The sequence below is a fragment of the Algoriphagus ratkowskyi genome (genome assembly GCF_002150505.1).
In the GTDB taxonomy this organism is placed as follows: Bacteria; Bacteroidota; Bacteroidia; order Cytophagales; family Cyclobacteriaceae; genus Algoriphagus; species Algoriphagus ratkowskyi.
In genome coordinates this window covers 138359-159258 of the sequence record NZ_MSSV01000001.1, presented here as the reverse complement: position 1 = coordinate 159258, position 20900 = coordinate 138359, and the positions used below count along the sequence as shown (strand labels likewise).

Here is a 20900-nt window from a genome sequence, read left to right as displayed (position 1 = left end):
AATAACAAGAATTGTGGAAGATCAGAGAGGCTATGATAGAGAGGAGATTTTCTCTAAAAAAGTAAAAGCAGGTAAGAGAACATATTTTTTTGATGTCAAATCAACTCGTTCAAACGATTACTACCTGACGATCACGGAAAGTAAGAGAAAAGTAAATGGAGAGAACTTCACTTACGAAAAGCATAAAATCTTCCTTTACAAAGAGGATTTCTTCAAATTTGTAGAGGCTCTAAATGAATCTGTTGATCACGTAAAAAACGAACTTCTTCCAGATGTTGATTTTGAGCAATACGAAAAAGAAGATTCTGAATCAGATTATAACGACGAATTAAAGTGGGAATAATCCATTTAGAATGACAGGATTTCTAGTTTCAAAATAGAGAAATAGTATATTAGAGGAGGCAGTAATGTCTCCTTTTCTTATTTCAGAATATGCAAAGATTTTTCATTTATCTTATTTTGTTCATAGTAGGTTTCCTGCTATTTGGCTGGTATTTTTCTAATATTACTATCTACTTAGTCATTTCATTAATTCTAGCTGCGCTTTTGCGACCGCTGACCAATCAACTGAATGACTTTCACTTATTAGGCCAACATATACCTAGATGGGCTGCTATACTCCTATCCTACTCAGCCATCGTTCTGCTGATGGTCTTATTAAGCTTTCTTTTCTTTCCACTGATCAATAACCAAATCATTATCTTAAGTGAATTGGATCTGAACGGAATCTACGAGCAAATACAAGTTCCAGTCACTAGAGTAGAAGGTTTTCTTTTCAGGCATGAATTATTGGAAAACGAGCCTGGCTATCTTTTCGGTCGATTCAAATACAGTATGATCGAAATGATCAAAGGATTTGATTTCACCTCTTTTATAGGTGGAGTCATCAATACCACAAGTAGCCTTTTTATTGGAACCATGGCTATCGCATTTATAAGCTTTTTTCTGCTTTTGGAGAATGGACTATTGCGAAGGAATCTACTCAATTTGATTCCAAACCCTTATTTCGAGCTTTCAGTTGCAACTTTCACAAAAGCAGAAAAGCTACTATCAAATTATCTATCAGGACTTTTGCTCCAAATGCTTGCTATTTTCTCTTTAGCAAGCTTCGGATTAACGATCATGGGCGTAGAATATGCCTTAACAATAGCTCTATTTGCTGCAGTGGCAAATCTTATTCCTTATGCAGGCCCATTACTTGGCGCTACATTTGGTATAATCGTCGGGATTTCTTCGGGAACTTTTGATACGAATGCCGAATTGAATTACCTAATATTTAAAATACTTTCAGTATTTGGATTAGTCCAGATTACTGACAACATATTTCTTCAGCCGATGATCTTTTCTAAATCTGTGAAAGCGCATCCGCTTGAAATATTTGTTGTTATCTTTGCCGGGGCAAAAATCGCTGGAGTAGTCGGGATGATTTTCGCCATACCGGTTTATACCATTTTTAGAGTTTTCATTTTGGAATTCTACAAAGGGTATAAATCTTATAGAATATTTCAAATAAAATAAAGAATTAATGGCATTACAATGTGGCATTGTAGGACTTCCCAACGTTGGAAAATCCACTCTGTTTAACGCCCTATCAAGTGCGAAAGCTGAAGCAGCTAATTTCCCTTTTTGCACTATCGAGCCTAATGTGGGTGTAGTTACAGTTCCGGACAAAAGACTTCAGATCCTCGAAGAACTGGTCAATCCTCAACGAGTACTTCCTACTGTGATAGAATTTGTAGATATCGCTGGTTTGGTGAAAGGAGCAAGCAAAGGGGAAGGTCTTGGAAATAAGTTTCTTGCAAACATTCGCGAGGTGGATGCAGTTATACACGTAATCAGGTGTTTCGACGATGAGAACATCGTTCACGTAGCAGGTGGTGTCGATCCAATTTTCGATAAGGAAGTAATCGACACGGAACTTCAATTGAAGGATCTAGAATCTGTCGAGAAAAAAATTCAGAAGACTGAAAAAGTTGCAAAAGCCGGAGATGCAAAAGCCAGAAAAGAACTGGAAACACTTTTGTTATTCAAAGAAGCCTTGACTTCTGGTAGAAATGCAAGATCTGTAGAAGTTGACAAGGAAGAATTGCTAGCTGTTTATGACCTACACCTATTGACTATCAAACCAGTGATTTATGTAGCCAACGTAGACGAAGAAAGTTTACTTACTGGAAATAAATATGTAGATCAATTGAAAGAAGAAGTAAAAGATGAAAACGCTGAAGTAATCATCCTTTGCGCAGCTATAGAAGCTCAAATCGCAGAATTCGAAGATCCTGAAGAAAAGGAAATGTTCCTCGGAGAATATGGTCTTGAAGAAAGTGGATTGAACAAATTGATTTATGGCGCGTATTCTCTTTTACACTTGATTACTTATTTTACCGCTGGTGTACAAGAAGTTAGAGCTTGGACAATTAAAAAAGGATGGAAAGCACCTGCAGCCGCTGGAGTGATTCACACAGATTTTGAGAGAGGATTCATCAAAGCTGAAGTAATTAAACTAGTTGAATATCAGAAATTCAAGACTGAAGCTGCTTGCCGAGAAAACGGAAAAATCGCCATCGAAGGGAAAGAATATGTTGTTCAAGATGGTGACATTATGCATTTTAGATTTAATGTATAATAGTTTCTAAAAAAAAATGATAATTTTGTAATTGTTAATTCACCCCAAGAGTTACAATTTTATCTTATTTATTGTCTCATTTTATTTTTAATTTACCGTGAGAGTTAGACTAATATTTTCCCTAAAAAACAAGGGCTCCTATTTACCATTTCATCATCAGTATATACTGGCGCAATTCCTTAAAGGATTAATTGTGAAAGGTGGAAGAGAAGAGTTTTACAACTACAACTATTTCAACTTCTCTGGCTTGAAAGGTCAGACTAAAGTGAGTAGAAGTGGTCTGCATTACTATTCCAGTTTAGTCACCCTAGTAGTGTCTTCCCAAAGTGAAGACTTCATGGACTATTTGCTTGAGCAGGTTTTTGCCACCCCAAAAATCGAACTTGGCAACCTAATCATGGTCCCTGAATACACTGAAATAGAAGTAGAGCCTATTTTGGAAACTTCAAACAAGTTTGTTTGTATTTCTCCACTAGTATTGATCACACCTGCTTTCAATGAGGAAGCTGGTAAGCGATTCATAAGTCCAGATAGTGATGAGTTTTCCGATTTGCTTTATGAATCTACGCTTACTAGAATGGAGCGTTCTGGTTGGTACACTCCGGAGCAAATGGAGACTTTCTACAAGTTTCAAGTAGTTCCCGACATGGTTTATGTAAATAAGCTTAAAGAAGCTCAGAAGAAATTCGCAAGAATCTATGCCGTTTACGACATGGATGTAAAATACGAAGTAAGAGGATATACACTTCCTATCACTTTGTATGCAGCGCCTGAAGTTCAAGACTTTGTATTCAAATGCGGTTTAGGAGCATTTACTCACAAGGGTTTTGGAATGCTAGATTTGGCCAATCATCCAACTGGCCCTAGAACTACAACTTATAAGTTTAAGAGAGAAGGATTTGTACCTTATAAGCCTAGTGAGCGGGTTAGAGAGAACGTTGCCCCAGCAGGTGATGAGAACAATGAAGACTCCCCTTCTACAGACATTCCATCTACAGAAGAATCATAAAAAAATCCCTTTCGTTAATTCGAAAGGGATTTTTGCTTTTATATGATTAACCGCGAAGTTCATATATGCTTTTTGAAGAGGGCATAGCTAAATACAACATCTCTCTGCTAATAACATTTTACTTACTGCATTTCCCTTCTTACTTAAACAAACTGTGGCGGAAACATTCATCCCACCAGTTACGAGCTTTACATAACTCTTCTCACAATCTCCGTCGGTTTGGCTGCATATATATATACCCTACCAGTTGATCATATCTAGCGCCTAAATTCCTGAAGTACACGAGCACCTCGTATTCATTTTCAGTTTCGAAATAACTCCCTTCAAAGTGTTGAGGCTCAAATTTCCCATCTACTGAATAAGCGTATTGGTAATCATACCATCCCTGCTTCACCAAAACGGATGTAGTGTACACGTTCATCTTCGGGTCCCACTCCATCTTTGCTTCTGGATTCTTCCCCCAGTTAGTCAGAGAGCCAAGCAAATAAATCGGATTTGAAGTTTGCTCCACCCCTAACCTAAAGGTCATTAGCATGTACTCACTTTCTGTTTCTGGGTTACCCCCCGGACGATCCATTGTTTCAATAAGGTATTGGCCATTCAGATCCAAGTATTGAGAATAGACCGTCTCTGGCCTAAGCTTATTGATGTCTCCATCTGCAAAAATCACATCAGTTTCAACACGCATATTTGCTACATTGACACCATTGGCTCTGATAAATCTTAAGTCAACAAAACGAAACTCGTTTCCAGCATCAAAGGTATTAGAACCATCAAAAGACTCATATCGCAGAACTTTCGAACTCTCGTTCATAAACGTTGGCTTTGACAAAAACTTCGCATTATCCCAGCGTTGGTTTTGTCTCATCTGCACCTTTATTTGCCCTGCCGGATTGGTCACTTCACCCGCAGAGTAATTGACTATTACATTTATTTGTTGTGATTTCTGGCGATTAGCTGTTTGAGAAGGTGGAACTATCGAAGCTCCCACTGTGAAGATCTCCTCATAAATCATGAAACGCCTAGACAAAATAACATCAGATTCATCACTCTGTCTATACACTTGAATTAGATAATTTCCTGATTTAGTGACACGAGGAAGTTCAAAACGGTAATGAATATACGGTATACGCGTATTGACCGAATATTCGTAATCCTGAATATTAAACTCATTAAACGTTGTCAAGAAATCGTTGTCCTTCAATTGTGATCTCTGCCAATTAGCATCACAATGGATCAACCTAGCTCTATATAGCTCTGGGTCAAAAGCCAAATCATCAAACAGCAAAACCAAGGGCGTGAGAGCTCGTATCGAAATTACAGGAGCATCTAAGGACGCATCGAATGTCTCACCAGCAGGAAACAATCGAACTGACTGGATATGATCTTTATATACTTTGTCTTCTAGCTGCTGCGCAAAAAGCTGAAATATAGCAGCAATGTTCAGCAAAAAACATAAAAAAAAGAATTTGGTCTTCATCCCGAAAAGTAGGCAAAATGAAGACCAAATCTAAAATATTCTAGGAAATGACTTCTTGTAAATTGGATATTTTGTCTACTAAAAGCTCCCACTGCTCATTAGAACCCACGAGCGCTGCCTGAAGACCTTGATAATTTTCTTGAATTTCCTGTGCTTCTTCCTCACGGGAATACAATTCTGGATCAGCCATTTTTCGCTCTAGACCCAGCTTTTTCTCTTCAAGCTTTTCTACTTCCTTTTCTACACGATCAAGTTCTTCTTCAAGTTTTCGCAACTCTTTCTTAGCCTGCTGAACTTCAGGATTATTCACCTGAACTTTAGGCTTCTGTTGCTCCTTCTTTACTGCTTTCGGAGCAGCTACTACTGGTACTTCTACTTGTCTCTCTCTCCAAGCCTCGTATTCAGCGTATGTCCCTAAGTATTCTTTAATCTCATGATTCTCGATGTACCAAATTTTATTGGCCACGCCTCTGATGAAGTGTCTATCGTGAGAGACTGTGACAAATGTACCTTCGTATTGTTGAAGTGCCTGAATCAGAATATTTACCGATTGAAAATCCAAGTGATTGGTAGGTTCATCCAAAAGCAAAAAATTCGATTCTGAAATCAAGGTTTTCGCTAAAGCAACTCTGGATTTTTCCCCTCCAGAAAGAACTTTGATCTTTTTGAAAACCTCCTCATTTGTGAAAAGAAAGCATCCTAGTACACCTCGAAGTTCCATTTCCGATTTTGCACTTCCTGCTTGAGCCATTTCTTGAATGATCTCATTGTCCAGCGTGAGCGCTTCCAATTGATGCTGCGCAAAGAAGGATTTTACGACATTATATCCTTCAGATCTTCCAGGTACATTCTTTTCAGAACCGTCGATTATCCGGAGTAGTGTAGATTTACCTTTTCCATTTGCACCGATCAACGCAATTTTATCTCCTCGCTCGATTCGGGCAGTTGCGTTTTTTAAGATCACATTATCTCCATATGCCTTGGAGATATTATCCAGCGTGATCACATCACGGCCAGACTGCTTGGAGAATTTGAACTTGAAGTTTACAGACACCTCATCACTCACTACCTCGTGCACACGATCTAACCTATCCAATGCTTTGATTCTTGACTGAACCTGATTGGACTTGGTAGCTTTTGCACGAAATCGCTCGATGAACTTCTCGGTCTGCTTGATCATCTGCTGTTGATTCTCAAAGGCATTCTGCTGGATCTCCATCCGCTCCACTTTCTCTTCCTTATAATAAGAGTAATTACCAGAATAGAGCGTTAGAGAATTACTCGCCACCTCCACAGTGCTGCTAATGCAATTATCTAAAAAAGTCTGGTCGTGGGAAACTACAATCACTGCACCCTCATAGTTCTTCATGTAGTTCTCTACCCATTCGATAGAAGGAAGATCCAAGTGGTTGGTAGGCTCATCGAGCATCAAAAGTGAAGGCTTCTCAAGCAATAGCTTAGCAAGCATCACTCGCATTCTCCATCCTCCGGAAAAAGTACGAAGTGGTTTATTCAGATCTGCAGATTTAAAACCTATTCCTTCTAATACTTCCTCAGCTTTAGCTTTGATCGTATAGCCTTCATTAGCTTCAAATCTTTCCTGAAGAAAGGCAAGTCTATTGATTATCTCATCAGAATAGTCAGTTTCCATCTTTTTCAAGATTACATCTATCTCCTCCTGAAGTTCCAAAGTCTCCTTGAAGGCCGCCAAAGCAACATTCAAAATACTATCATCTGACTGATAAGAAAGTAGATCTTGATTCAAAAACCCGATAGTGCAGTCTTTGGCTTTCTGAACTTCTCCAGAACTAGGTTGGAAATCACCATTGATAATTTTCAATAAAGTGGATTTACCCGTACCATTTTGACCTACTAGGCCGATCTTGTCTTTAGGTTTGATGTGTAAATTGGCGTTTTCATAAAGTGGACGCCCACCAATGAAGTAAGAGAGATTGGAAATCGATAACATTGCGCAAAATTAACCATTAACCACATCATAACCTTTTCAATCCCAAACATTCTGAATATTTCTTAACTTACTACCTATATTAACCAACCAATTATGAAATATTTATCTAAGGTATCACTAGTTCTAGGAATAGGCATTTCCCTGTTTCTATTAGGTTGTCAACAAAATCAAAATGCTGAAGCACAAGGAATTATCAGCGCGAATGGAGCAAGCAAAGATGATATTACTAATGCTAATGCTGAGGTAAAGCTTGATAAAATCAAGTTACCTGAAAATTTCAAAATAGAAGTTTGGGCAGCTGATATTCCAAACGCCCGTTCCTTGGCAATTTCTGAAGACGGGGTCGTTTTTGTAGGAAATCGTCAGGAAAACAAAGTTTTCGCGGTAATTGACGAAGATGGGGATGGAAAAGCTAATACCAAATACACACTCGCAGATGGTCTCAATATGCCTAATGGCGTGGCGTATAAAGACGGTGATCTATACGTTGCAGAGGTAAATAGAATCATTCGATTCAAAGACATCAAAAACAATCTTGATAATCCTAGCTATGAAGTTGTCTACGATGGCTATCCGACGGAATCACATCATGGCTGGAAATTCATAAGTTTTGGACCAGATGGAAAATTATATATCCCAGTAGGCGCTCCGTGCAATATTTGTGAGTCAGAAAATGAGGTTTTTGCATCGATCACGAGAATTGATGTGGATTCACCAAATCCAACTCCTGAAATAGTAGCTCACGGGGTTAGAAATACAGTAGGCTTCGATTGGGATCCTAAAACTGGGGATATGTGGTTTACTGACAATGGCCGAGATATGATGGGAGATGATGTCCCCAATTGTGAATTGAATCATGTCACAAAAGCTGGCCAGCATTTCGGATATCCTTACTGGCATGAGGGATCGGTAAAAGATCCGGAATTTGGAGATAAAGGTGGGCCTGCAAGTGATTATGTTGCTCCAGCTGCAAAACTAGGCGCACACACAGCTCCCTTAGGAATGAGATTCTACAAAGGAAATATGTTCCCAGGAGCATACCAAAACCAGGTATTCATAGCTAAGCACGGCTCTTGGAACAGAAGCAAAAAGTCAGGCTATGTTCTCACATCTATTAAAGTTGAAGGATCTAATGCTTCAGGAGAGAAAGAATTTGCTTCTGGATGGCTGGATGAGGCATCTCAGAAAGCATGGGGTCGCCCAGTGGATGTACAGGAAATGCAAGATGGTAGTTTATTGATATCCGACGATATGGCCGGGGTGATTTATAGGGTTACTTATTCTGCGAAATAACTAGTAAAAAAGGGAAGCTATCTGCTTCCCTTTTTTAGGCTAATATTAATTCAACTGGAATATTAAATATTTTACTCATCTACTTTAAACTAAGTGTTCTCAATCCATTCTCAATCTCAGAAAAATTTTGTGCTCGCACTGATAAAGGAATAGGATATTTTTGCTGAAAACAGCTGACTACTAAAATCAGTCACCTGTCTTACTGCCTAAATAATTATTTCAACCAATCCGGCTTGGTCGTCACTACTTCAGCTTGCAGCTGATTAAGTAGATTGTACAAACCAAAATAGGTTCTATTCACATATAAACCATGCTTAGAGCCACGAGCCTGATTGGACTTCTTAAATTTCTTATCATTAGAAATCCGATCTCCTAATTCAAAGATCCTTTGGAAGAAGCTATCATCTGAAAAGTCAAATTTATCCGAATGAAAAGGTTTACCTAAAAGAGATATCATTTCCCTAAAGACGGATTTAAAATACTCCTGTTCTTCTGGAGAATCCTTATCTGATATGAATTCCAAGTCAAAGAACACTTGATCTAACTCATCACTATTGATCAACAGATCCTTTTTGATCAAGGCAAAATATCCTTGATAAAAATCCTCCGGAATAACTTTCACACAACCAAAATCAATAATACCCAACTGATCATTTTCCTGAATGATGAAATTCCCTGGATGCGGATCGGCATGAACTGTCTTAAGATTATGAACCTGATGATCGTAAAAATCCCATAGTGCTTGTCCAATCTGATTTCTGGACTCCTGGCTAGGATTAGTTACTAACCATTCTTTCATGTGCACTCCATCAATCCAATCCATTGTAATGATTCGCTCTGCACTGAGCTCATCATAATAAATGGGGAACTTCAGGTTGGGAATATGGCTACATTCTCCAGAGATCTCTCTAGAACGTCTAACTTCCAGAATGTAATCTGTTTCCTCAAGAAGCTTTTCTTCCACTTCTTCCATGTAGTGATCCAATTCTCGCTCATTCATATTCAACAAGCGAAGTGCAAAAGGACGAACGAGTTTCAAGTCCGAGCTAACAGAATCAGCAATTCCTGGATACTGTATTTTTACTGCAAGAGTTTTTTCGCCTAAAGTAGCCTTGTGAACCTGTCCAATCGAAGCAGCGTTGACTGCAGATCTGGTGAATGTATCAAAAACTTGATCTGGAGATTTACTAAAATATTTCTGAAAAGTTTTGACTACCAGAGGGAATGAAAGCGGAGGCGCAGAATACTGAGCCATCGTGAATTTGTCCTGATAAGCTCTTGGCAAAAGATTCTTATCCATGGACATCATCTGTGCTACTTTCAATGCAGAACCTTTAAGCTGGCTTAATGAGGAATAGATATCTGACGCATTGTTCTTGTGAAGCTCTTCCTTATCCATCGATGGGTTCACCATTTTTTTGGCGTAGTGCTTCACGTAATTACCTCCTACTTTTGCTCCAGTAGAGATAAATTTGGCGGCACGCTGAACCTTGGAAACAGGAATAGCCTGCTGCTCATTTAAGTGATCTGTCATAAGTTATTTGGACTGATACATGAATTTTGCGAAATCAATAAAAGAATCTAGCGCACTTTTTCCCATCAGGTCAAAGCCCAGATTAACTGATTTCTCAATGGCAGCATCAGTTTTCTCAAAACTCGGAGAACTATCATCTAACCAATACCTGAATACAAAGCCAACTTGAATCCAAAGTGCTTCATCGTATCGATCCGAGATCACCGGACGCGTCGCAATTTCTTCAGTCTCTTTACCCTCGAGAATTATCTCATTCGCAAAAGCCTTGAATTTCTCCTTGAATTGCGCAGACTCTTTAGATAAAGTCACAAGGCTTTTTGACTTACTTTCATAAAGGCTCAGCAGATAGGATCTATTTTTCTTCAATTCTTCTATCCAAGTAAATAAAAAGCTTAAAAACTTCTCTCTTGCTGAATACTCTTCAAATACACCTTGCTCCGCAATTTGTATTAATGTCTCATCAAAAATATCTGCCAGAACTGCTGACTTAATAGATTCAAAAGAGGTGAAGTATATATAGAAATCCTCTTCTTTCATCTTCAAATCCTTTGCAAACTTGAACACTGACTTAGGCATTTCACCATGCTCAAGCACATGCTTTTTAAATCCTTCCAAAATCAGCTTTCTGTAATTCTTCTTCGTGAGTTTCTTATCAGTGGTAGTGTCCATAGAATTGCTTTTATACAATTGGTTAACAGCCAAGCTTGCCAAGAGGTTTAGAAAAGAGCGAAAAACATTTGAGAGGGCAAAGTCTATTTGTAGTCTGAGCGACACAGATCATTATGAAAAATTATAATCCTTATTCTGCTCTTTCAGAGCTCAAACAACCAAGCAATTTGTCTGACCCCAGCCCTTCAGGCAGGGCTTTGATATTTAGTGGTTTCAGGCCATTTAGCAAAAAGTATAAATAGTTTCCTGTGCGATACTTACCAGCGTAATGAAGGAGAGACAAAATTATTCCATTGATTTATGGCAACCCACCCCTAAAATTGCGTCCTCTGCGAAACTTTTGTGCCCTTCGCAGTTTAAAAACTCCATAAAAAAAACCGAAGTGATTAGCTTCGGTTTAGAAATGTAGTTAGGAAAAGGTTTATCCTTTCACTTTCTCTATTACCAAATTATGATTGGTGTAAATACAAATATCGGCAGCAATGTTCAGGCTTTCTCTCACCATTTCTTCTGCTGTCATATGCGGTGCAAACTGCTTCATAGCTCTTGCTGCAGACTGTGCATACATACTACCAGATCCAATGCTTGCAATCTCCATATCAGGTTCGATTACATCGCCATTTCCAGAAATAATCAAGATATCATCATGATCGGCCACGATCATCATGGCTTCAAGTTTAGAAAGCATGCGATCTGTCCTCCATTCTTTGGCCAATTCAACCGCTGAGCGCTTCATATTATTGCCAAAGGCACCAAGTTTTTCTTCGAATTTATCTAAAAGGGTAAACGCATCTGCTGTAGAACCAGCAAAACCAGTAACAATTTTACCGCCTTGAAGCACTCGCAATTTCTTTACACTACTTTTTGCTATCGTATTCCCTAAAGTCGCTTGACCATCCGCTCCAATGACTACTTCTCCATTATGTCTGATAGCAACTACGGTTGTTGATTTTATTCTTGTCATGTGAATTTTATTCTCGTGTGGTTAATTAGTTTTTGCTTAAGAAATAGTTTCTTCAAAAACGCAATACTTCTTTACTATCCAAAAGTGTACAAAAAACAAAAAGTCCTGAAATCAGGACTTTTTGGCAGTTTTTAATATTCTTAAACCAGTATTCTCACTGGATCTTCAAGTAAGCTTTTCAAAGTAATCAAGAATGCAGCACCTATAGAGCCATCTACCACTCTGTGATCGCAGGATAAAGTAACCTTCATCAAGTTGCCGATTTTCATCTGGCCATCTTTCACGATTACCGTCTCCTTGATACCTCCTATTGCTAGGATACACGCATCAGGTGGGTTGATAATTGCAGTGAATTCATCCACTCCAAACATGCCCAAGTTGGAAATTGTGAAGGTGTTTCCTTCCCAATCCTTTGGCTGCAATTCCTTAGTTTTTGCTTTTCCACCTAGGCTTTTTGCCTGCGTAGAGATCTGAGATAGTGAAAGGCTATCAGCAAATCTGATCACCGGAACCAACAATCCCTCATCCACAGCTACTGCCATACCGATATGGATATGGTCATTATATCTGATTTTGTCGCCCAGCCAGCTAGAGTTCACTTTAGGATGCTGACGCAAAGCTGATGCTGTTGCCTTGATCACCATGTCGTTAAAGGAAATCTTCACAGGAGAGATTTCATTCATACTTTTTCTAGCTTCGATCGCTTTGTCCATGTTGATTTCCATGGTCACATAGAAGTGTGGCGCTCCGAACTTACTTTCAGCAAGCCTCTTCGCAATCACTTTTCTCATTTGAGAAACCTTCTCTTCTTTGAAGCTTTCTACTCCAAGTCCAGAGGAAGCTGCCACAGCTGCAGCTGCTTGAGGAGCAGCAGTAGGAATAAAGTTCTCTACGTCTCTCTTGATCACTCTTCCACCGTCACCAGAACCACTTACAGCTCTAATGTCTATTCCTTTATCCTCAGCCATTTTCTTAGCTAGAGGAGATATTTTCATTCTATCGCCTTCAGCAGTAGTTGCTGGGGCACTATTTGCTACTGGAGCAGCAGCTTTTGGAGCTTCTTCTTTTTTTGTTTCAGCTACTGGTGCAGGATTAGCTTCGGCAGGAGCAGCAGAAGAATCTGATTTCTGAGCTTTCAAAAGCGTCTCGAAATCAGCTCCCTTTTCTCCGATCACAGCGATCACACCATCTACTGCTACGCTGTCACCAGCTTCTACTCCAATATACAGCAAGACTCCGTCGTCATAAGACTCCAATTCCATCGTCGCTTTATCTGTCTCTACTTCTGCGATGATTTCTCCGGATTTCACATCATCACCTACTTTCTTCAACCAGGTCGCAATCGTTCCCTCTTGCATGGTATCGGACATCTTAGGCATAGTGATCACAGTAGCATTGATGTTGGATACATCAATTTTCTCAACTGGAACTTCAGATTTGGTCGCTTCTGCTTTTTCCTCTTCAACTTTCGGAGCATCTTCTTTATTGTCAGCTTTCGGAGCCTCTTCTTGCTTTTCAGCTTTCGGAGAGTCCCCACCGTCAAGCAGATGCTGATAATCCTCACCTTTCTCTCCGATTATAGCTATCACACCGTTAACAGGTACAGCATCTTTTTCTTTCACTCCAATATATAAAAGCACACCTTCATCGTAGGATTCAAGCTCCATGGTTGCTTTGTCGGTTTCTACTTCCGCCAGAATATCCCCTGGTTTCACTGAGTCTCCAACTTTTTTCAACCAAGCAGCAATCACACCTTCTTCCATGGTGTCGCTCATTTTAGGCATTCTTATTATTTCGGCCATAGGTAATTCCGCGCTAATTCATTTTTAAAGTGTTCAAAAATAGTTTTTATAATGTCTTTAATCAAATTTAAAACTAGTAATTTCCCCAAGCAGTTCAGCCTCCAAAACATATTCTTCTAATATGCCCTTATTAGAAAACAGCATTTACGTAAGACCTAAGTGGCTTTTTAACGGACACTTAGAGACAATTTACCCCTCACTTTTCCGTAAAGTAACTGTCCCCAAGCCCACCCAAGAAAGAATATCAACTTCTGATGGAGACTTTCTAGATTTGGAATGGTATCTACAAAACAAGTCAAAATTGGTCCTTATCAGTCATGGACTAGAAGGTAATAGTACCCGCTCCTATATGCTCGGAATGGTGAAAACTTTCCTTCAAAAGGGCTACGATGTGCTTACTTGGAACTTTCGTAGTTGTGGTCATGAGATGAATAAGCAAGTGATCTTCTATCATTCAGGCGCTACTTATGACTTGGATCTCGTGGTAAATCATGCAATTGACCGATATGAAGAGATTAATTTGATAGGCTTCAGTTTGGGTGGTAACCTGACTTTAAAGTATTTGGGTGAAATAGGTGATCGTATTTCGAAAATCAATAAAGGAGTAGCCATATCAGTCCCTTTACACCTTGGAAGTTCCTCCAAAAAGATCTCTGAAACTAAAAACTCCCTGTATTCCAAACGCTTTTTGCGAAGCTTAAAAAAGAAAGTTTTTGAAAAATCTGAGGCACATCCAGGTCAAATCCCCGTGAAAACGCTTAGTAATATTAAAACTTTGACTGATTTCGATGATTTCTTTACAGGTCCACTTCATGGTTTTGCAGATGCGCAAGAGTACTACGAAGTAAATTCTTCGCTCTACTTTCTAGATCAAATCAAAGTCCCTACATTGGTTCTAAACGCCATAAATGACCCATTTCTAAGTGAACAGTGCTTTCCAAAAAATTTGGCAAAATCACTTGATCATGTCTATTTTGAATTCCCAAAGCATGGAGGTCATGTAGGGTTTTCTCCAGAAAACTCATCAAAACAATTCTACTCAGAGCAAAGAGCAGTTGAATTTATAAGCACTGTTCTCTAACTTCCTGCCAACTACAGCGATATATAATTATGTGTGGACGATATTCCCTTAGCAAGAGTAAAGAAGAATTGGAGGAGCGGTTTCAGGCAGAAATGCTTTCGGATCTGAAACCCAGATACAATATTGCTCCAACACAATTGGTACCGGTGATCACTTCACAAAGTCCAAAAGGCTTTTCTTATTTCTACTGGGGCATTACACCTGAATTCGGAAAAAACAGACCTGTAGCTCAAAAACTCATCAACGCTAAAGCGGAAACTGTCAATGAAAAAATTTCTTTTAAAACAGCTTTTAGACAAAGGCGTTGTATAATTCCGGCGGATGGTTTTTACGAATGGAAGCGTTTGGGCAAGAAAACTTCAGTTCCTTATAGATTTACTTTACGTGAGGATGAGCTATTTTCGTTTGCAGGAATTTGGGAAGAATATGAAACGCTTAACGGTGAAACTCAACACACTTTTCTAATACTTACTACAAGTCCCAATTCGGTAGTGTCGGAAATCTACGACAGAATGCCTGTGATTTTAGATAGTAATACTGAAAAAAAATGGCTGGATACCTATACTGAAGAAGAGGAGCTATTAGGTTTACTCAATCCTTATCCGGCAGATTCAATGCTAGGATTCACTGTTTCACCTCTAGTGAATTCAGTCAAAAATGATAGCCCAGCTGTCATACGCAAGACATCTGCTATGGATCAACATGGGAATTACACACTCTTCGGCTAGAGCTACCGCTGATCATTACCCTTTTGCAAGAGAAAATTGATCTAGCGATATTAGCAGCATATTGAAAGCAAACCCAAATTGACATGAAATCGAGCAGGATTCAAGCATTTGACTCAAGGATAGTAATTATCCATGCGAGATTCCATGTGGCTATAAAAATCAACCTATAAACACATGAAAAAATCCCGAATTCTAGGAGTTGGCCACTATGTGCCAGAGCGAAGTGTGACTAACCATGAGCTCGCCGAGATGATGAATACAAATAATGAATGGATCGTAGAAAGAACTGGGATTGAGTCAAGACATTGGTTTACACCAGGCGTAGACACGGTCACAAGTTTATCCAAGAAAGCCTCAGAAATGGCGATGGACAGAGCTGGAGTACAGGCATCTGAAATCGATTTCATTATTTTCGCCACCATTACTCCTGATTATTTTATTCCGGGAAACGGTGTTTTACTTCAACGTGAATTGGGAATAGGAACAATAGGTGCGCTCGATATCCGAAATGCATGTTCAGGATTTATATACGCACTTTCCATCGCAGATCAGTTTATCAAAACTGGTATGTATAAAAAAATATTGGTAGTAGGTGCTGAGATTCAATCTTCTGCCTTAGACAAAAGCGATGAAGGGCGCTCTAGTTCTGTGATTTTTGCAGATGGTGCTGGAGCGGCTGTAGTAGGAGCTGTAGAACCCAATCAACCAGGAATACTTTCTACCCATTTACATTCTCAGGGAGAACATGCTGAAGAATTGTATTGTAAAGACCCTGGAAGTAGTCGGGAAGTGCGACTTTCACCAGAACTGATTGAATCAGGTAGCTTCTTTTTGAAGATGAACGGAAATGCTGTTTTCAAGCACGCTGTAGTGAGATTTATGGAAGTGATCAAAGAAGCACTCGAAGCAAATCAACTGGATCAATCTGCAATAGATTTACTCGTTCCCCATCAAGCAAATCTGCGGATCAGTCAGTACATCCAGAAGCAACTTGGACTTCCTGATGAAAAAGTATTCAACAATATCATGACCATGGGTAACACCACTGCTGCTACTATTCCGATCGCGCTTAGCGAAGCTTGGGAACAAGGCAGAATCAAGGACGGCGACATGATTTGCTTAGCTGCATTTGGCTCCGGATTCACGTGGGCATCTGCCTTACTTCAATGGTAAATGGCAGATAACTCCGAAAATTTAGATTTAGAACTCTGGCTCGATAAAGATATAATTTTACGGCAGAACAAACTTAAAACTGAATTTTGGGAGATTCTAGCCGCAGTTGGTAATTCCATAGAGTCTAAAACTCTCTTACAAATTCACCCTGCAAGTCGTGGCGTAAAACTTTCTAAAGGAAATGATCTCTCTGGTTTTCCCTATCAAGTCCTGGATTTAATTCGAGATTTTGATCTTAACGAAGGTCTAAATATTCGGATATTAAACTGGTTTGGGCATGGAGTTTTCGTATTTGTTTTAATCGGGAAAAATCACGCCAAAGCCCCTTTTCGCAATCTATTCGAACACAATTGGTCCTTTGATCAATCTACTACACCATGGGATTATCCTGAAATACTTCTCAATGGTGCGTCAACAAATTCTCCTGTACATGCTTGCCTAGAGAAATCAAGCTTCTACCAATGGCATAAGCCGATTCACCTTACTGGAAAAATTGAATTAATAAAGGCGGAGATATTGGATGAACTGAATAAATTGTTTTTCTTATTATCCTAAAAATGGGATAAACGCGGAATTAACTTATTTTTAAACAGGAATCTCATTCATTCGTAAACTATTCAGATTATCCTTTTGATTGATTCAGGTAATACACTCAAAACAAAAAAAACATCAAATCGATTATGCTTGTGACAGGCAGGCAAGATTTATAAGTTAAGCGGATCATCACCTATGCAAGATTCCGAGTGGCCTTAAAAAAGAAATTACAAACACATGAAATATATCCTTTTCGTACTTATTCTCTTAAGCACACCACTTTTTGCCCAAGAAAGCACGGTAGTTCGCCAGTATAATTCTGATTCAACGCTCATGGCTACCGGAATCATCTCTACAGGTGGCTTGCGAGAAGGGCTTTGGAAATATTTCAATCCCAAGGTAAATACACTTTTAACTGAAGGCAACTTCAAAAATGGATTGCGGGATGGAAATTGGACTAGTTTTTACCCAGATGGTAGAAGAAAAGTAGTAGCAGATTATAGAAATGGTATACTCTTCGGCCCATCAAAATTATACGATGCTGATGGCGCATTGAAAAAAGAAATGATTTTTCAAGACTCTGTTATCGTAGGGAAATACGTGGAATATTTCGGAAGGACTGGTGTCCCAACTTACATAGATGCCTCCCAGGTTTCCATAGAAGGTCAATATGAAGACAGTAAAAAGACTGGCCAGTGGGTTCAATATTATGACAACGGTGAAGTTGCAGTTCGTGAATTTTATGTAAAAGGGCGTAGAGAAGGGCCATTTTTAGAATACGACCAAAATGGACTCTTAATCACAGAAGGGTTGTATAAAGCAGGGGAATTGGAAGGCACGTTTAAACGATTGACTTATCCAAATCTCTTAGTAGAGATTGGGAATTATGCCGATGGAAAAAAGGTAGGAGAATGGACAAGATATTTTGTAGGGACAAAATCCAAAGAATCAGAGGAGTTCTATGACAAGAATAGCAATCGGATAGGTACTTGGAAATATTATTATGATAATGGAAGGCTAGCCAGAATTGAGAGATATGAAAATGGCATTGCGGTGGGCACTTGGGAAGAATATTTTCCAAATAAGGAAATAGCGAAGCGTAAAACCTATGAACTAGGAGTTCCTGTAGGTAATTATGTAGAATACCATAGCTCAGGCAATGTATCCGTGTCCGGTCAATATCAAAATGGTATGAAAACGGGCATTTGGAAAAACTTTTTCCCTGATGGGGAAATCTACTCCATCGGAGAGTATAGAAATGATCTCAAAACGGGTCTTTGGAAATATTTTAATAAAATCGGAATCTTGGTAGCTGAAGGAGAATATACACTTGGCTTAGAAAATGGCCAGTGGGTTTATTATTACGATGGTGGTCAATTGAAATCTGTGGGCAGCTATAATATTGGATTTGAAACAGGTATCTGGGGTCTTTTTTATGATAATAAGCAACTCACTCAAGAAGAATTTTGGGATAATGGTCGCCTGATGAACACAAGTGAGTACAAAACATTTGATGGAAGTGAAAGCCTGGACAAGGGTACGCTAAAGGATGGCGACGGAACGAGAATCACTTATTATGTAAATGGAAAGAAAGAGTCTGAAGGTAATTATGTCTCAGGAAAAGCCGATGGGACTTGGATTTTTTATCATGAAAATGGCAGAAAAGCTTCGGAAGGCTTGATGAAAGATGGAAGGAAAGAAGGTGCGTGGAGATACTATAATCCTGCAGGTCGTCTAGAAGATTTAATTAATTATAAAGGCGATGAAATTCAGGAAGAATCACTTTCTTCCTTAGTCAAATTAATCGATCAATAACATTTTAGACCATCACCCTGTTTACTTAGAAAAGACCCTATGTTTGGATTATTCAACAAGAAATCAGAAAAAGAAAAGCTGCAGGAAGCCTATACTAAAAAACTAGCTGAGGCTCACAAAGCATCGCAAGTGAACAGAAAAGAATCAGATCGACTAGCTACCGAAGCGGAAGAAATAGCAAAAAAGATAGAATTATTATAAAAAATAAGCTCGGGATTATCCCGAGCTTATTTTTATTTTCTAGAATAATCATCCTCTAGCCTCACAATATCATCTTCATTAGATGGGTGGTCAGGATCTACGTGCATCCATATTTCTGCTACTATCCCCCACTTATCCAAGCCAACTAATCTGTGGCGTTCACCTTGCTTCAGAGAAACAGTCTCACTAAGTTCCATCTTCTTTAATTGACCTTGCTCATCAGTTTCGCTTCGAACAATTCCAGCCTCACCATTGATGAGTTTCCAAAGTTCGGCTCTACGAAAGTGATACTGCCAAGAAAGGCGGGCTCCAGGAGCTACCAACAAGAATTTGGGACTCAATTTCTGCTTTAGCTGCTCTTCTGAAAGTACAATGTCAGAAAAAAACATAGCGCTGAATTCACGAATCTGACTTTCATCTAAGACAAAAAAACCACCCCATGGTCTTGTTTGATCAACTTTTGAGATTCTAAATCCTTTTTCTGTCAAAAAGTCTTCTGCTCTTGTAAAAACGTCCTCTTTACCTAGACCACTATTGATATCTATCACATCCATAATTTTAATTAAAATATAATTCTCAAAAATAATTAAATCATTCTAAAAAAATAATCCTCTACACTTTACTTACATTTGGAATCTTTTCTAGAAAATAACACCACTCATGATAAGAATTCTATAAAATTGCAACAAATAAAATCGATGTTATCTTATTTTTTTAAAAAAGTATTTTTTTGAAAATCAAAAATTACCGTAATTCAGGAATAACTTAAACCTATGCATTTAATAAACCCTCAGGAAGTAATCGCTAAAATGGATGGAGTAGTAGAAATAAAAAGCTACCTCAACAAAATTAAGATTATTAAGAACCTTTATACTAAAGGAGCAAATACTGCAAGCGAGATTTGTGCGGAAGTCGGAATATCCTTACCCACCGTAAATGCTTTGCTGAATGACCTAATCACAAGTGGAGAAGTAATCAAGCAAGGACGTGCAGAGTCACAAGGAGGACGTAAACCAGACCTATATAGATTGGCACCAGATGCATTCTATGTATTGTCAGTAGATCTGTCTAAGTTCAACATAAATCTTGCGCTATACTCATGTACTCACAGCGTTGTTTCTGAAAAGGAAAGTCATAGAATTAATTTAGACAACGAAAAGGAAACCTTCGATCAGATCTGTGAGCTGATAGAAACATATCTGCTTAAAACAGGGATCCCTCCGAATAAAGTTATCGCTATTGGCTTTTCCATGCCTGGATTGACAGACTCTATTGGTGGAGTTAATTACACCTACCTAAGGTTTGGCAAAAACACGCTTCTTGAAAATTTAGAAGCCAGATTTTCCAAAAAAATATTCTTGGAGAATGATGCGCGAGCTATGACCTTAGCAGAATTTAAATTCGCTACTGATCATAATTATAAAAATGTACTAGGCCTTTTTATCGGATGGGGAATTGGACTAGGAATCATCATTGACGGGAAACTGTACCAAGGAGCCTCAGGTTTTGCGGGCGAATTTAGTCACTCACCGATTTTCGAATCCAGAGATGTTACCTGTATCTGCGGGAAAAAAGGTTGCTTAGAAGCTGTGGCATCAGGTACCGCGATTGTGAAAATGGCTGAAGCTGCCATTAAACTAGACAAAGACAGTATACTGGCAAGAATGGCTCGAAACCTTGAAGGAGGTATAGCGCCAAATCTTGTGGTAGAAGCGGCTTTGGCTGGTGATCAGCGAGCTATTACTATTCTTTCGGAAGCTGGCTTAGATCTCGGAAGAGGTATCTCTATGCTTATTCAGGTGCTAAATCCAGAGTTAATAATCATTGGTGGATCTGTGGCTGAGGCCAATCAATATTTGATCACCCCTATCCAACAAGCATTGAACATCTACAGCATGGCCAAATCGCGAGAGAAATCCAAACTAGTACTTTATCAATTAGGTGAGGATGTTGGTCTTTTGGGTGGAGTTGCTGTGGTAAATGAAATGCTCTTTGAAGATATAATCAGCCGATTGGGCTAAAGCA

Annotated in this window: 19 protein-coding genes; 12 read left to right on the top strand and 7 right to left on the bottom strand. The window is 39.0% G+C overall.

Features of this window, described 5'->3' with window-relative positions; all coding sequences use genetic code 11:
- The first annotated feature begins 13 nt into the window (after positions 1 to 13).
- From BVH02_RS00685 to cas6, 4 genes are all read left to right on the top strand, one after another.
- A complete protein-coding gene (locus BVH02_RS00685) occupies positions 14 to 343 on the top strand; it encodes a DUF3276 family protein (RefSeq protein WP_086497814.1) in 330 nt (109 codons plus the stop codon).
- Between the two features lie 89 nt (positions 344 to 432).
- Complete coding sequence (locus BVH02_RS00680) at positions 433 to 1518, top strand: AI-2E family transporter (protein ID WP_086497813.1); 1086 nt, start codon at positions 433 to 435, stop codon at positions 1516 to 1518.
- A gap of 7 nt (positions 1519 to 1525) precedes the next feature.
- On the top strand, positions 1526 to 2623 hold the full coding sequence (ychF, locus tag BVH02_RS00675; RefSeq protein ID WP_086497812.1) for a redox-regulated ATPase YchF: 1098 nt from the start codon (positions 1526 to 1528) through the stop codon (positions 2621 to 2623).
- Positions 2624 to 2720: 97 nt separating this feature from the next.
- Complete coding sequence (gene cas6 / locus BVH02_RS00670; protein WP_086497811.1) at positions 2721 to 3632, top strand: CRISPR-associated endoribonuclease Cas6; 912 nt, start codon at positions 2721 to 2723, stop codon at positions 3630 to 3632.
- Between the two features lie 202 nt (positions 3633 to 3834).
- Here cas6 and BVH02_RS00665 read toward each other — a convergent pair whose 3' ends face one another.
- Both BVH02_RS00665 and BVH02_RS00660 read right to left on the bottom strand, forming a co-directional pair.
- Positions 3835 to 5112 carry a type IX secretion system plug protein gene (locus tag BVH02_RS00665; RefSeq protein ID WP_086497810.1) on the bottom strand — a complete coding sequence of 426 codons (1278 nt, stop codon included), beginning with the start codon at positions 5110 to 5112 and terminating at the stop codon, positions 3835 to 3837.
- Between the two features lie 40 nt (positions 5113 to 5152).
- Positions 5153 to 7081 (bottom strand): ABC-F family ATP-binding cassette domain-containing protein, encoded by a 1929-nt coding sequence (locus BVH02_RS00660; RefSeq protein ID WP_086497809.1) that lies wholly within the window; start codon positions 7079 to 7081, stop codon positions 5153 to 5155.
- A 93-nt stretch (positions 7082 to 7174) separates the two neighbouring features.
- Here BVH02_RS00660 and BVH02_RS00655 point away from each other — a divergent pair, with 93 nt between their 5' ends.
- Positions 7175 to 8374: a PQQ-dependent sugar dehydrogenase gene (locus BVH02_RS00655; protein ID WP_086497808.1), complete on the top strand. Its 1200-nt coding sequence runs from the start codon at positions 7175 to 7177 to the stop codon at positions 8372 to 8374.
- Between the two features lie 214 nt (positions 8375 to 8588).
- Here the strand turns inward: BVH02_RS00655 and BVH02_RS00650 are convergent, their stop codons facing one another.
- The 4 genes from BVH02_RS00650 to BVH02_RS00635 form a co-directional block, all read right to left on the bottom strand.
- Positions 8589 to 9908, bottom strand: a complete 1320-nt coding sequence (locus tag BVH02_RS00650) for an ABC1 kinase family protein (protein ID WP_086497807.1) — start codon at positions 9906 to 9908, stop codon at positions 8589 to 8591.
- A gap of 3 nt (positions 9909 to 9911) precedes the next feature.
- Positions 9912 to 10577, bottom strand: a complete 666-nt coding sequence (locus BVH02_RS00645) for a TetR family transcriptional regulator C-terminal domain-containing protein (RefSeq protein ID WP_086497806.1) — start codon at positions 10575 to 10577, stop codon at positions 9912 to 9914.
- Positions 10578 to 10998: 421 nt separating this feature from the next.
- The gene (gene hslV / locus BVH02_RS00640) at positions 10999 to 11541 is read right to left on the bottom strand and encodes an ATP-dependent protease subunit HslV (RefSeq protein WP_086497805.1); all 543 of its coding nucleotides are present in this window, start codon (positions 11539 to 11541) and stop codon (positions 10999 to 11001) included.
- 140 nt (positions 11542 to 11681) lie between these two features.
- Positions 11682 to 13343 carry a pyruvate dehydrogenase complex dihydrolipoamide acetyltransferase gene (locus BVH02_RS00635; RefSeq protein WP_086497804.1) on the bottom strand — a complete coding sequence of 554 codons (1662 nt, stop codon included), beginning with the start codon at positions 13341 to 13343 and terminating at the stop codon, positions 11682 to 11684.
- A gap of 121 nt (positions 13344 to 13464) precedes the next feature.
- Here BVH02_RS00635 and BVH02_RS00630 point away from each other — a divergent pair, with 121 nt between their 5' ends.
- The 6 genes from BVH02_RS00630 (at position 13465) to BVH02_RS21155 (ending at position 18875) form a co-directional block, all read left to right on the top strand.
- On the top strand, positions 13465 to 14424 hold the full coding sequence (locus BVH02_RS00630) for a YheT family hydrolase (RefSeq protein WP_086497803.1): 960 nt from the start codon (positions 13465 to 13467) through the stop codon (positions 14422 to 14424).
- 29 nt (positions 14425 to 14453) lie between these two features.
- Positions 14454 to 15152 (top strand): SOS response-associated peptidase, encoded by a 699-nt coding sequence (locus BVH02_RS00625; RefSeq protein WP_086497802.1) that lies wholly within the window; start codon positions 14454 to 14456, stop codon positions 15150 to 15152.
- A gap of 174 nt (positions 15153 to 15326) precedes the next feature.
- Positions 15327 to 16325 carry a 3-oxoacyl-ACP synthase III family protein gene (locus tag BVH02_RS00620; protein WP_086497801.1) on the top strand — a complete coding sequence of 333 codons (999 nt, stop codon included), beginning with the start codon at positions 15327 to 15329 and terminating at the stop codon, positions 16323 to 16325.
- A complete protein-coding gene (locus BVH02_RS00615) occupies positions 16326 to 16880 on the top strand; it encodes a hypothetical protein (RefSeq protein ID WP_086497800.1) in 555 nt (184 codons plus the stop codon). It begins immediately after the preceding gene.
- 216 nt (positions 16881 to 17096) lie between these two features.
- Positions 17097 to 18674, top strand: coding sequence for a toxin-antitoxin system YwqK family antitoxin (locus BVH02_RS00610; protein ID WP_086497799.1), 1578 nt, complete (start codon positions 17097 to 17099; stop codon positions 18672 to 18674).
- A 39-nt stretch (positions 18675 to 18713) separates the two neighbouring features.
- Positions 18714 to 18875 (top strand): Lacal_2735 family protein, encoded by a 162-nt coding sequence (locus BVH02_RS21155; protein WP_111357086.1) that lies wholly within the window; start codon positions 18714 to 18716, stop codon positions 18873 to 18875.
- A gap of 32 nt (positions 18876 to 18907) precedes the next feature.
- On the opposite strand, the gene BVH02_RS00605 is transcribed toward BVH02_RS21155, so the two are convergent.
- On the bottom strand, positions 18908 to 19429 hold the full coding sequence (locus tag BVH02_RS00605; protein ID WP_086497798.1) for a cupin domain-containing protein: 522 nt from the start codon (positions 19427 to 19429) through the stop codon (positions 18908 to 18910).
- A gap of 219 nt (positions 19430 to 19648) precedes the next feature.
- On the opposite strand from BVH02_RS00605, the gene BVH02_RS00600 reads away from it, so the two are divergent.
- On the top strand, positions 19649 to 20896 hold the full coding sequence (locus tag BVH02_RS00600) for an ROK family transcriptional regulator (protein WP_086497797.1): 1248 nt from the start codon (positions 19649 to 19651) through the stop codon (positions 20894 to 20896).
- Positions 20897 to 20900: the final 4 nt, after the last annotated feature.